This is a genomic window from Escherichia albertii NBRC 107761 = DSM 17582, assembly GCF_000759775.1.
GTDB classification, from domain to species: domain Bacteria; phylum Pseudomonadota; class Gammaproteobacteria; order Enterobacterales; family Enterobacteriaceae; genus Escherichia; species Escherichia albertii.
Genome location: NZ_BBMY01000136.1, coordinates 1 through 12,736 on the forward strand (window position 1 = coordinate 1; position 12,736 = coordinate 12,736).

General features: G+C 50.1%; 9 protein-coding genes and 3 pseudogenes. 3 read left to right on the top strand and 9 right to left on the bottom strand.

Annotated features, from left to right (window positions below; translation table 11 throughout):
* Positions 1-149 precede the first annotated feature (149 nt).
* Positions 150-782, top strand: coding sequence for a LysE family transporter (locus EA14781_RS19095; protein ID WP_010338366.1), 633 nt, complete (start codon positions 150-152; stop codon positions 780-782).
* A 26-nt stretch (positions 783-808) separates the two neighbouring features.
* Here the strand turns inward: EA14781_RS19095 and EA14781_RS26185 are convergent.
* From EA14781_RS26185 to EA14781_RS19130, 7 genes and pseudogenes are all read right to left on the bottom strand, one after another.
* Positions 809-945 (bottom strand): annotated as a pseudogene (locus EA14781_RS26185) (hypothetical protein); the annotation flags it as partial.
* 546 nt (positions 946-1,491) lie between these two features.
* The gene (locus EA14781_RS19105) at positions 1,492-2,874 is read right to left on the bottom strand and encodes an amidohydrolase family protein (protein ID WP_000662414.1); all 1,383 of its coding nucleotides are present in this window, start codon (positions 2,872-2,874) and stop codon (positions 1,492-1,494) included.
* 9 nt (positions 2,875-2,883) lie between these two features.
* Positions 2,884-3,834, bottom strand: coding sequence for a carbamate kinase family protein (locus tag EA14781_RS19110; protein ID WP_000661644.1), 951 nt, complete (start codon positions 3,832-3,834; stop codon positions 2,884-2,886).
* Positions 3,835-4,149: 315 nt separating this feature from the next.
* On the bottom strand, positions 4,150-5,568 hold the full coding sequence (locus EA14781_RS19115) for a YlbE family protein (protein WP_001069947.1): 1,419 nt from the start codon (positions 5,566-5,568) through the stop codon (positions 4,150-4,152).
* Positions 5,568-7,121 (bottom strand): annotated as a pseudogene (gene fdrA, locus EA14781_RS19120) (acyl-CoA synthetase FdrA). The gene EA14781_RS19115 and the pseudogene fdrA overlap by 1 nt, the downstream one beginning before the upstream one ends.
* Positions 7,111-7,974, bottom strand: coding sequence for an oxamate carbamoyltransferase subunit AllH family protein (locus EA14781_RS19125; RefSeq protein ID WP_002430267.1), 864 nt, complete (start codon positions 7,972-7,974; stop codon positions 7,111-7,113). Before EA14781_RS19125 ends, fdrA begins: the two are co-directional and overlap by 11 nt.
* Before the next feature lie 39 nt (positions 7,975-8,013).
* On the bottom strand, positions 8,014-8,619 hold the full coding sequence (locus EA14781_RS19130) for an ankyrin repeat domain-containing protein (RefSeq protein WP_000153111.1): 606 nt from the start codon (positions 8,617-8,619) through the stop codon (positions 8,014-8,016).
* A 257-nt stretch (positions 8,620-8,876) separates the two neighbouring features.
* Between EA14781_RS19130 and EA14781_RS19135 the strand changes: the two genes are divergently transcribed.
* Both EA14781_RS19135 and EA14781_RS19140 read left to right on the top strand, forming a co-directional pair.
* Positions 8,877-9,374 (top strand): DUF1097 domain-containing protein, encoded by a 498-nt coding sequence (locus tag EA14781_RS19135; protein WP_001013858.1) that lies wholly within the window; start codon positions 8,877-8,879, stop codon positions 9,372-9,374.
* A gap of 91 nt (positions 9,375-9,465) precedes the next feature.
* Positions 9,466-10,401: a LysR substrate-binding domain-containing protein gene (locus EA14781_RS19140; RefSeq protein WP_001084378.1), complete on the top strand. Its 936-nt coding sequence runs from the start codon at positions 9,466-9,468 to the stop codon at positions 10,399-10,401.
* Positions 10,402-10,438: 37 nt separating this feature from the next.
* On the opposite strand, the gene EA14781_RS19145 is transcribed toward EA14781_RS19140, so the two are convergent.
* Both EA14781_RS19145 and EA14781_RS24465 read right to left on the bottom strand, forming a co-directional pair.
* A complete protein-coding gene (locus EA14781_RS19145) occupies positions 10,439-11,551 on the bottom strand; it encodes an EAL domain-containing protein (RefSeq protein ID WP_000536082.1) in 1,113 nt (370 codons plus the stop codon).
* Between the two features lie 143 nt (positions 11,552-11,694).
* Positions 11,695-12,265, bottom strand: a pseudogene (locus tag EA14781_RS24465) (autotransporter outer membrane beta-barrel domain-containing protein); the annotation flags it as partial.
* Between the last annotated feature and the right edge of the window lie 471 nt (positions 12,266-12,736).

A 12,736-nucleotide genomic window follows, 5' to 3' on the forward strand; every position in this document is an offset into this window, starting at 1 on the left:
CACCAGAATACCGTATTCCCCTCGCCGAATACCGTATCAACGGGGCGGTCCTCTCCTGGTTTGACTGTCTTTGTGATCCTGTTCGCATTCAGTCAGTTTTACTATAAATAGGATGAGGTTAATTAAGCTCATTAATGGATGAAATCACTATGGACCCTTTACACGCCGTTTATCTGACTGTCGGACTGTTCGTAATGACCTTTTTTAATCCCGGAGCAAATTTATTCATCGTGGTACAAACCAGCCTGGCCTCAGGCCGTCGCGCTGGCGTAGTGACCGGGCTCGGTGTGGCGCTGGGCGATGCGTTCTATTCCGGGTTAGGGTTGTTTGGCATGGCGACACTCATTACCCAATGTGAAGAGATTTTCTCGCTCATTAAAATCACTGGCGGCGCTTATCTCTTATGGTTTGCCTGGAGCAGTATGCGCCGCCAGTCAGCCCCGCAAATGAGCACGCTACAGCAACCACTCTGCGCCCCCTGGTATGTATTTTTTCGCCGTGGATTAATTACCGATCTTTCTAATCCACAGACCGTTTTGTTTTTTATCAGTATTTTTTCGGTAACGTTAAACGCGGAAACACCAGGTTGGGCGCGTTTAACGGCCTGGGCAGGAATTGTTCTTGCCTCTGTTATCTGGCGTATATTTCTTAGTCAGGCATTTTCTTTACCGGCCGTGCGTCGTGCGTATGGACGTATGCAAAGTGTAGCCAGTCGGGTAATTGGCGCGATTATCAGCGTATTCGCGCTACGCCTGATTTACGAAGGAATAGTGCAGCGGTAATAACATCTGAACTGATAATGAAACTTCTACGTAATCAACCCGATTTGCCTTATCCGGCTCATGGGCGATGATGCCACCGTAATGCGTGGTCCTTAATTTCCGATGAGTTTACTTGAGTCTTTGCTTCCCATTTCAGCCCACCGTCCCCTGTGTGGGCTTTTTTCGTTTCGGCTTGTGACAATATTATTTATTGTTCAGCAAACAGTCAAAAAGAAGAATGTTTAATATTCTGGACGTATTAAAAAATGGAAATAGCAAAATGAGAAATTGGACCGCCATCGAGGCCTCGAACCCCGTACCATACAACAATCCTGGTTGTCGTCTGCTCTTCCTGATGAGCTAATGGCGGTTTTTGATATAAACCTTTCAGCATATTTTCTGTCAGGTCTTAGTGCGATGCGTAAGATATAGAAAACACCCTATGTAAACATGACGAAAATATGATGTTTTTATATGAATGTCAACATATTCATTCACAAGACGTCTTTGCTGTTTATTAATTAAACACCAGAAAATTCCTGTCTACTTATCATTTTAATTAGCAACTCAATTCCATCTCAGTCGGAATGGATTTTATCGCTCCCCTAAACTAAAACAGTGTCGGAGAGCGAGGTTATTATGTGGCGATACGCGATATTTCACATCGCCTCGCAGACGTCGTTAATTTGCCCGACACAAAAGAAACGCTTACGGGTGCATCAAATATGTATCACCCCGCCACACTCCCCCATACCAGTTGTCCTTTATGGAAGGTTGCCACTCTCGGCGAGATACGCGCCACCGCTTCGGCAGAACAGGAGGCGTCCACCAGCACAAAGCTGGCGTCATCCTGCGCTTTTGGCCACACGCGCTCGCCTTTTTCATTCAGCGGCAATACGTCACCGGTGGCTAAAAACAGCGAGCGGGATAAATTCTGTTCGTCAGGACGAATATAAAGCTGCGCATAAAGATTGGCTTTTTCCAGCATGTCGCCCAGGCCGTAAGGCGACCAGTGGTCGATAACGCTGTCGGTGCCGGTCATCACTTTTACGCCTTTATCGTGTAACTGTTTGAGCGGCATATGTAGCGTGCCAATTGGCACCGTCGAGGCAATAGAAATTTGCTGCGCCACCATGCGATTCGCCAGTTCATCCACCTGTTGCTCGTTGAGCGTTGCCAGCGCAAAGGCGTGGCTGATAGTCAGCTTGCCTTTCAGTTGCGGTGTTTTCTCCACCGTTTCCACCATATAATTGATGGCTGCCACGCCCGCCGGAGAGGTTTCGTGCAGGTGGATATCGACACCTTTGTCGTAGTCCAGCGCAATCTGGAACATGGTATCGAGGGATTTTTCCATCGCGCCATCAACACTGGTCGGGTCCAGCCCGCCGACGTAATGCGCCCCTGCCTGCATCGCTTCTCGCATCAAAGGTTCCGATTTCGACAGCAGTAAACCGTGCTGCGGGAAGGCGACGATTTCACACTCGAAGCCCGTCTGACGTCGCGCCAGCACCGCCTGCAAATTTTGCAGATTTTTCAGGCCGGAAACCGGTTCAATATTGCAGTGGCTACGGGCGATAGTGGTACCTTTCGATTGCAATAAATCGATCAGTTTTTCCGCCCGCGCCTGAGTGTAGGGTTGCAGCTCCGGCAGCATTTTCTGCTCGAGCGTGATCATGTCCTGGATGGTGGTGCCTGCCGGGCGATTGAGTGAGCGCCACGGCCCGCCATAAAAGGTTTTGTCGAGATGAATATGCATGTCGCGGGTAGTGGGCAACATCAACTTACCGCCAGCATCATAGTGCGGCAGCGTAGCATCCGGGTGCTGTTTGTTCTCGCGCAAGGCAACAATTTTGCCGTCCTGAATCTCCACGGTCTGGCGCGCCGTGCGAGTCTGCACAGCCACGCCATTTTCGTAGTCAAAATCGGTTTCCAGCAGCACGTTGTCGAGATAATAGTGCGGGTCAGTGATTTTCATGGTGTTATTTGCGTCGCAGTGGGTTGTGCCAGAAACTGCCGCATGGGCGAGCGGCACAGAGGTACCAAACAGCGCGGCGGCGGTGACCATCTTACCGCTTTGGCTGAGAAACTCACGGCGGCTATTGTTTTCTTTCATCTTACGTCCTTACGTTTTAATAATATGGGTGCCCGTTTCACCGCGCAGCGCCGCTGGCAGGCATTCCGGCGTGGTGATAATCACTTCTTTGCCGCCTTGTTCCAGGAATGTCAGACTGGCGATGATTTTTGGCAACATGCTGCCAGGCGGAAAATGCCCTTCCTGCATATAGCGGGTCATGGTGGCAATATCTACGCGATCCAGCGCCTGCTGCTGCGGTTTGCCAAAGTGGATACTCACTTTTTCCACGCCGGTGGTGATCACCAGAATGTCGGCGTGAATTTCGCGAGCCAGCAGCGCGGTGGAGAGATCTTTGTCGATAACCGCGTCCACGCTTTGATAATCTCCCGCTTCGGTGCGCACCACCGGAATTCCACCGCCGCCCGCGCCAATCACTACAAAACCTTGTTGGATCAGCGCCTTAATGGCAGGTGCTTCGACAATACGTTGCGGTTCCGGCGAGGCAACCACGCGGCGATAGCCCCGCCCGGCATCTTCAACAAAGCGCCAGTCAGGGTTTGCTTTTTGTAATTCGTCACGCTGGCTTTCACTAAAGAATGCGCCGATGGGCTTGGTGGGATGAGCAAACCCCGGATCGTTTTTATCTACTTCTACTTGAGTCACCACGGTGACGGCTTTTTTCTCGCCGTGGCGCGCCAGTCGGTTGTTCAGCGCCTGTTGTATCAGGTAGCCGATGCCGCCTTGCGTATCCGCCACGCAGTTCGCCAGCGGCGTTAGCGGTAAACCTTCGCGCTCGTGGGCAATCTCCGCACGGCGTAAATCCAGCCCGACCTGTGGCCCGTTGCCGTGGGTCAGCACAATGTCGTAATCGGAAGCCAGCATTTCCAGCACTGTGTCGGCGACGGCTTTCACCGCCTCCGCCTGATGTTCAATCGACTGGCTGGCGTTATCTTTGATAATGCTGTTGCCACCAATGGCAACGACCACAAGTTCTTTCATATTGTTATGTCCGCGACAGAGGGTGATGGGGTTATGACCAACGTCAAATTGCCTGATGCGCTACGCTTATCAGGCCTACAGATTCTTGCACCATTCGCAGGCCGGATAAGGCGTTCACGCCGCATCCGGCATGAACAACGCGCACTTTGCAGGTCAAACGCCGTAACGCTCGCACCAGCCAAGAATGGCTTTCTCAAAGTAATGGTGCCAATGCCTGATGCGCTACGCTTATCAGGCCTACAGATCCTTGCGCCATTCGTAGGCCGGATAAGGCGTTTACGCCGCATCCGGCATGAACAACGCGCGCTTTGCAGGTCAAACGCCGTAACGCTCGCACCAGCCAAGAATGGCTTTCTCAAAGCAGGCAAAAGGTGGATGCACAATACCCGCGCCAATCATGCCGACGCCCGCATCTTTATGAGCGATGGCGGTGTTGATCACCGGCAGAATGCCGCAGCTACCCACGCGGGTGATGTCGATTGCCGATGGCACGCCCATAAACCCCAGTAGCGGAATGGTGACGTTGGGGTTTTCACCGAGGGTGATTTCACGCATCTGACGGGAGAAATCGATAGCCTCTTCCACCGTGCCGCCCACCAGCGCAACGATTGCAGGCGCGGTCGCCATCGCAAATCCGCCAATACCGTAGGTTTCGGTGATGGCGCTGTCGCCGATATCCAGCCCTGAATCTTCCGGCTTATAACCAGCAAACATCGGGCCGATCACCTGCTGCGCCGGGCCGGTAAACCACTGCCCAGGCAGGCCGCTGACCCGCAGGCCGAACTCGACGCCGTTACGCGCCATAGTGGTCACGACGGTGCTGTATTCGATGCCATGCGCCGCATCCATCGCCGCTTTACACATCGCCATCCACGTCGGGCCGGAGAAATAATCGCTGCTGGCGACAAACTCAAACACTTCGCGCTGTTGCTCGACGGAATAACCTGCCTGAATAATCCCCGGCGTCAGCGCCTGAATCAGCAGCGTCGTCCCGGCGTTATTGCGGTTATGGCACTCATCGCCCATATGCAGCGCCTGCGCCAGCATTAAGCGCAGATCGATCTCGCCGATAATTTTCATCGCGTCACGCAGCATTGGCCCCTGCACATCGCGCATCCAGTTGAGGCGGTCAATCACGCTCTGATCGTTGGCACCCATACGCAAAATCTTCGCCATCTGCTCGCTCATGTTGGTGTAAGCGACGTTGCCGTAGGTTTTGTTTTTCACGATGTGCATAAACATCGAGGCAGAGGTAACGCCCGCCATCGACCCCACGCAGTCATGTTCGTGGCACGGCGAGAAAGTGATCTCCCCGGAAGCCGCCAGTTCAGCCGCCTCGTCGAGATCTCTTGCCAGCCCTTCGAACACCAGCGCCCCGGTGACCGCGCCTTTCATCGCGCCGCACATTTTTTCCCAGGTCACTGGTGGTCCGGCGTGAAGAATAGTTTTCGGCGTCATGCCCGGCACCACGTTAATCGCCTGATCAAAACCAATCAGCACCGGATGCGACTGGATAATGCGCTCCAGCGCCTGCTGGTTAGCGGCGGCGATTTTGTCCGCCAGCGGCGAATCGGCAATGTTGTCCAGCGCCTGCACCACCTGCATATTGCCCTGCCCCGGCGGCGTCCAGTCGAGTTGGGTCACTTCTACATGCTGCTTTTTCAGGTCATCGCTAAACATGGCGATGCCGACGTTAATAACGTTCAACGGTTGGCTAAACAGTGACGGGTTCATCAGGCTTCCTCCCCTTTGCAGATAAATTCACGCGCCAGTAATCCGGTATTGGTGCTGCTGCTGGCCAGAATTACCCCGGCATCAAGCAGCATCTGGCTTTGTTGTTCTAATGATGGCGTATCGAGATCGGTACCCAGCACATAGGCGAGAATGATCAACTCGCGCCCTTCGGCAGCGGCGATCGCTTTCGCTTCTTTGATCGCTTCGATGGTGGAGCCAACAGGATCTTCATGCGATCCAAATCCGAGCACAAAATCCATCACGATCACCGCCACCTGTGGATCGCGCGCTTCTTCGAGCAAGCGGCTGATGCGGTTGGTGGGGTCAATCATCGGGTGCGGCTTGCCGTTGGTGAAGTCGTCATCGCCAAAGTCGAGGAAGGTGTGTTTGATGCTGCGGTTGATATCTTGCAGGCGAAATTCAGGGTCGGGCTGAATATTGCTGTAGACATCGCCGTGTTTTTCCATCACCGCGAACATGGTTTCGTCGCACAGCGTGCCGCCGCAGAACAGGCCACGAATGTATTTCTGCTGCGGTTTCAGGCGAGCGCGGACATCCGCAATCAACGGTTGGTTCAGGGTATGCAGGTCGAGATATTCTTGTTTCACGCCGGAGAGCATCACCGCTTTCAGCGCCGCCTCTTTAGTACCGCGGGCAAACTGTAGCCCCTGCTCATCCACTGGCGTTTCACCACGACCGAGGAAGCAGACCACCACCAGTTTGCGACAATCGCGCGCGCGTTCCAGCACTTTGCGTGCCACCGCAGGCGCAGGCGCAGGCGGTTTGGAGATAAGCACAATGATTTCAGTTTGCGGATCGTTTTCCAGCATCCCGATAGCGTCGAGCATCATCAGGCCGCCGATTTTCTCGCTCAGGTCGCGCCCGCCAGTGCCAATCAGTTGCTAAACGCCGCCGCCAAATTCATGAATGCGGACGCTCAGTTCCTGACTGCCGGTGCCGGATGCGCCAACAATACCGATGTTGCCGCGACGCACGGCGTTACCAAAGCAGAGCGCCGCGCCGTTGATAATCGCCGTGCCGCAGTCTGGTCCCATCAGCAGCAGCCCTTTTTCGTGAGCCAGTTGTTTGAGCGCCAGTTCATCTTCAACCGAGACGTTATCGGAAAACAGCATCACGTTAAGATCGTTTTGCAGCGCCTGACGCGCTTCGCGAGCGGCAAACAGACCGTTGACCGAAATCACTGCCAGGTTACTTTCCGGGATATGCTTTTTGGCGCTGGCAATAGTGGCGTAATGCGCTTCATGCGAGCCGCTTTGCGCTTTAGTGTTGAACAGCTCTTCAATCTCCACCAGCAACTGCTCGTTGTCCGCGCCCGCTTTGCCGTTGATGACAATCATCAGGTCACCGTTTTTCGCCTGTTCCAGTTCCGGCGTCAGCAGTCCTAAATTCTTCAGAACGCCTTTGTTCATTTCGGTCGCCATCGCCACAAATGCCTGCTCGACGCCGTCGAGTTTATTTGCACGTGTGGAGATAGACATCAGCGAGACAGAATCAAAATAGGTATTCGGTTTAATGACTATTTTAACTGACATAATTCCCTCCGTAGGTTTGACTCAGCGCACAACCATCGGCCATGCCATACAGCATGTCGCAGCCGGAACTGGAGCCAATATGTTTAATTTTTTCTATTGCCTGGGTTGCGTTCCCAGGGATGTCATAAATAATGTTGTGAATAAAACGATGAATATTTTCCCGACAGCGTTGTTGTAATGCAGCTTCCAGCGTTATGGCACTTAGTAATGTGGTATTATTTCTGCCGCGTTGCAGACCAAGATAAAATTGCTCTTTGTATTTTTCCGCCGGGTGCCCGGGAATAAATAAAATAAGCGCCAGACCTGTTAAATAATCGTCGGCTGATGGCGTAAGGCCAATCCCTAAGCCCATCATACTGGCGACCGCTGAGTCGATATTTTGTTTATCGATTACTGCCTGAATAAGCGCGTGTCTCCTGATATGTAATTCTTTATTTAATGCCTGATAAAATGAATTATCGCCGCGGTAATTAAACAGGGTTTCATTTTCCCCCAGGTGCTGATGAATAATGTCGTGCCACTGTTGCCAGGTGATAAGGTGAAAATTTTCAGCCGTCATTTGCCGTGTTGGGGAGTGCCAAATCCGGCAATGACTCATCTCTATATGAAGATGTTGACCAACCGTAATGCCTTGTTCGTCAAACTGAACCTTATCACCATGACGGAACAGACCATCAAAGTGAGTGAGTGCCAACCGACAACTGTTTGGCGCATTGTCGTACTCTTCACAAAGCAGCGTCAGCAACTGCTGGCGGGCCGGGAGTGCGATATTTACCGCTCTGGCAAAGACCTGTTCAATCTGTCCTTGCCCCCGCTGTGCCAGGAAATTCGCATCCGCAGTTAGCGCCCACACACACCGTCTTTCTGGTGTGTTGATAGCAAGCCTCCCGGGTTATGCGCCTGCGGCAATCAGCAGCTGCGCAATCTCTTCAAATCCGCGCTCCCGCGCCAGTTCCAGCGGTGTTTTGCCATACTTATCCGTCATGTGCGGACTGGCGCCGTGTTCCAGCAATAACTGGACAATCGCCTGCTGTTTAATCCCGCCATCATTAAGCACAATCGCTTCCAGTAGTGGCGTCCAGCCAACATGGTTGGTCTGGTTAACGTTAATCTCCGTATGCGCCAAAAGCTCTTTTACAATACTTAAATGGCCTTTTTCACAGGCTGGCGTCAGGCCGACACCGCCAAAACGGGTTACGCAATTAAGATCGGGTTTAGCCGGTAAAATAATTCGTAGTAGCGTTAAATCGCCGCTCAGACAGCTCATTAAAAAAGGATTTAAACAGGTCTTATCCTGTTTATTAATATCTGCCCCGGCATCAATTAACACCTGCACGCAAGCATATTGCTGATATAAACTTGCCAGCGTAATTGCCGTTTTCCCCTGGCGATCGCAGGTATTAATATCGACGCCCAGCGCAAGACAGGTTTTTACTTTATCGATATCGCCCTGTTGTGCAGCCAATAAATAGTCGGCAGGTAGATTTTTTATAGTCATTCACATTCCCCTGGTTTTTGTGGCTGTTTTCGATGAATTGAGAATAGCAATGATAATCTGATAAAAGAGCCCGCTTAAATTTAATTCGCCATATTTCGCCTTTTTGTTGAATATCATTCAACAATCATTAAGCCGTGTGCGGTAGTGCAATATTTGTTTCTTTGCCCCGATACCCTTTCACTCAATTGGGTTTTATTTCTCTATAGTCTGCACATGTAAGAGCAATACCTATTCAATTCTAACCAGAGGAGAACAAGATGAACGGACTCACTGCAACAGGGATCACAGTGGGGATTTGCGCAGGCCTTTGGCAGATGGTGTCATCACATATCGGAGTCTCTCAAGGATGGGAATTATTAGGAACGATTGGCTTCGTCGCCTTTTGTAGTTTTTATGCCGCAGGCGGCGGTAAATCGGGGTTTATCAAGAGCCTTGCCGTCAATTATTCCGGGATGGTTTGGGCATTTTTCGCAGCACTGACCTCCGGCTGGCTGGCTTCCGTGAGCGGGCTTTCCAGCTTCTGGGCCAGCGTGATTACCACCGTACCATTTTCAGCGGTAGTGGTCTGGCAAGGGCGCTTCTGGTTACTGTCGTTCATTCCTGGCGGCTTTCTGGGCATGACGCTGTTTTTTGCCAGCGGACTTAACTGGACGGCGACGATACTGGGTTTTCTGGCGGGTAACTGTGTAGGGATAATTTCAGAATATAGCGGGCGAAAATTGAGCGAAACAACAACAAAAAGCGATGGGTATTAAAAGTTATTCAAAAATGATTACCCATCTTTAGCCAATATCTCTACAGTCATGGTTGGAGAAACTCAGATTAGATAATGGCGGGAATGGTTTAATGAACTCAATTTTTACTGAAGAAAACCTGTTGGCGTTTACTACCGCCGCACGTTTTGGCAGCTTTAGTAAAGCCGCGGATGAATTGGGGCTAACCACTTCCGCCATTAGCTACACAATTAAGCGAATGGAGACAGGGCTGGATGTTGTGCTCTTTACTCGCAACACCCGCAATATTGAGCTAACGGAATCCGGGCGTTATTTTTTTCGCAAGGCCACCGATCTGCTGAATGATTTCCACGCCATCAAGCGCAGCATCGATACCATTTCACAGGGTATAGAAGCGCGTATTCGAATTTGTATTAATCAGTTGCTTTATACGCCCAGACACACCGCGCGCTTATTACAAGTGCTGAAAAAGCAGTTTCCCACTTGCCAGATTACTGTCACCACCGAGGTGTATAACGGCGTCTGGGACGCCATTATTAATAATCAGGCAAATATTGCCATTGGCGCTCCCGATACCCTGCTGGACGGCGGCGGTATTGATTACACCGAGATTGGCGCCATTCGCTGGGCATTTGCTATCGCCCCGGATCATCCGCTGGCCTTTATGCCAGAACCAATAGCCGAAAGCCAGTTGCGCCTTTATCCCAACATCATGGTAGAAGACACTGCGCATACCATTAATAAAAAAGTGGGTTGGTTGCTGCACGGTCAGGAATCAATCCTGGTGCCTGATTTCAATACTAAATGCCAATGCCAGATCCTGGGCGAAGGTATCGGTTTTTTGCCTGATTACATGGTTCGCGAGGCGATGGCGCAATCACTGCTGGTTACCCGGCAAATCCATAATCCGCGTCAGGATTCGCGCATGTTACTGGCAACCCAGCACTCTGCTACGGGTCAGGTGACGCAGTGGATTAAAAAACAGTTTGCGTCAAAAGGGATATTAACTGAGATTTATCAGGATTTACTGCATCGGGAGAGCTGCTAAGAGCAACTCTCTCACAGGCCCCGAAACAGTTGCGAAGCTATTTGTTTCTTGTTCCCAGTGAAACACCCATTCCTTTTTTAACCCATTCAGTGACAAATTTCTCACCCGGTACCGGCGGAGAAAACAAATACCCTTGCAAAAAGTGAACGCCTTTCCCGATCATTAAATCGGCCTGCTCCTGAGTTTCCACCCCTTCCGCAACAATATTAAGACCCGGCTTACGTGCCAGCTCGACAATATTGTCCACAATATGACCAGAAATTTCGTCAACACTCGCCATTTGCACAAACGATTTATCAATTTTAATAAAATCGACCGGAAACGCTTGCAAGTAGCGATAGGTCGCATAACCGGTACCAAAATCGTCCAGGGCAAAAGTAATGTTATGTCGGTGTAAGCTGTCAAATATCGCTCTGGCCTCTGGTGTAACAGGGATCGGATTGCGTTCAGTTAATTCCAGAACCAATTTAATTTTGTTATCCCCTAATTTTTTCACCAGGTGAAGGCACTCACGCTCAAACCCGGATGCCATGAAACAGCCTGCGGACACGTTAATCCCAATATGGAAATTGTCCGGTAGCAAATGTTTTACCGGCAACAGAATATCTGCTGTTTGTTTCATCAACTGACGGGTCATTATCACAATAAGACCGGAAGATTCCGCCAGCGGGATGAACTGATCCGGCGGGATTATTCCCGTTTGCGGATGTTCCCAACGAACCAGGATTTCGCAGCCGGTTAATTCACCTGTTTGTGCACAGAAAACGGGTTGAATCCACGGTTTGAACTCATGGTTTTCCAGCGCCAGGCTGATGGCTTCAGGCGTGATAACATGATGAAAATGGTTGTCAGGGATATAAAATTTATTTTTACTTCCCGTGGCGGAGACTACCTGTGGATGATACTGAAAAAAGATATCCCGCCAGAAGGTGATATCGCTCTGGATCCCTAATTTTTCATACAGTTGCTTCTTTTGATGTGAAATTGTCTTTGCACTGCGATTTCTGTACTGTGAGATTTCTGTAACCGACATCCCCTCCATCAACAGCTTGAGTAAAAGCCGTTCTTTTTCGGACACAATGTCAGGCAACGCTAAATTAACCGTTGCCCCGAACTCTTTCAGAAAAACACTCAAATCATAAGAACCCATTTAACACACCATTGATTAAATCATGTGCGTCAGCCAACTCCGATTGTTTCCCCTGCGACGGAAAAGCTGACGGCAAGAATAATTGATTCAAAGAGCCGAATTATGCCAAATTCGGCTCTCTTTTCCTCAACAGATTATTCAGATCAGAATGACCATTTAACGCCAATCGTCGCCGAGGTATCGTTATACCCTTTATCAGCAACCTGAACGCCGACATTTCCCCATACATTCAGATGGGAATTTATCTGACCTTCCACACCGGCTTTTACCTCTGCAATATTGCGAGAGCCATCCTGATACACGGCAACACGGTCCATGCGAGTACTGAAATCCTTACTATTATGCAACCAGTTCACTTCAGCAAATGGCTGGAATTCGCGAGATTTACCGTCGTCCATTTTATGGTGGCTCTTCAGCCAGGTTTTTACACCAAGACGGGTCTGAATATTACCATCACCTTCACTGCTGACTCGAGTGCCATTGCTTTCGAGCGACAGCCGGTTCGCGATGAGATTTTTTTGCTATCGCTGTTGCCGTAACCCACCATTATTCCCCAATGCCAACGATCGCTGCCATTTTGACTCCACTGCGTGATATCCCCCCCCAGTTAAGAACATCATGATTGCTCTGGGTTTTTAGCTGACTGCTTCCATCACGCTATTTGTTGCAGCCTCCTTCATTCTGCATCCACAGGATAGTTTGTTTCTGCTCGCCGCCACATCGGAAGCCACATCGATATATCCATCAAATGCATAATTATTTCCAGCCAAAGCAAACGTACCACTGTCGATACTGATTGTGTCATTGCCAGAAATCTTATTGGCAAAAATCATATTATCATAAGAACGCTCATAAACTACGACGGTTAAATACTATCTCCGTTCATGAGAGATATAAAAATTCAAACAGACTGCATAATATTGAAAACTGTATACTGCAAGCACACAGCTCAGAGGGTAATATAAGGCTAATTCTCCACTGGACGCGTTTTATAACTTAACAACTGCAACATCATCCTTACATTAACATCCAGCGTTGAACATAGACGCATTATATGTATCTATGCCCCCAAATCAACTTAAAATACAACTTACAGAATAGTTCCATCTTCAATTATTAATACAAGAAAAGGTGGTAATACCAATTGGGTATTATAACATAAGAAATATCCTATTAAAAATTAGG

Excerpts from the sequence above, each read along its gene's own strand:
- EA14781_RS19095 (WP_010338366.1), top strand. The coding sequence starts at position 150 with ATGGACCCTTTACACGCCGTTTATCTGACTGTCGGACTGTTCGTAATG.
- EA14781_RS19105 (WP_000662414.1), bottom strand. The coding sequence starts at position 2,874 with ATGAAAGAAAACAATAGCCGCCGTGAGTTTCTCAGCCAAAGCGGTAAG.
- EA14781_RS19110 (WP_000661644.1), bottom strand. The coding sequence starts at position 3,834 with ATGAAAGAACTTGTGGTCGTTGCCATTGGTGGCAACAGCATTATCAAA.
- EA14781_RS19115 (WP_001069947.1), bottom strand. The coding sequence starts at position 5,568 with ATGAACCCGTCACTGTTTAGCCAACCGTTGAACGTTATTAACGTCGGC.
- EA14781_RS19130 (WP_000153111.1), bottom strand. The coding sequence starts at position 8,619 with ATGACTATAAAAAATCTACCTGCCGACTATTTATTGGCTGCACAACAG.
- EA14781_RS19135 (WP_001013858.1), top strand. The coding sequence starts at position 8,877 with ATGAACGGACTCACTGCAACAGGGATCACAGTGGGGATTTGCGCAGGC.
- EA14781_RS19140 (WP_001084378.1), top strand. The coding sequence starts at position 9,466 with ATGAACTCAATTTTTACTGAAGAAAACCTGTTGGCGTTTACTACCGCC.
- EA14781_RS19145 (WP_000536082.1), bottom strand. The coding sequence starts at position 11,551 with ATGGGTTCTTATGATTTGAGTGTTTTTCTGAAAGAGTTCGGGGCAACG.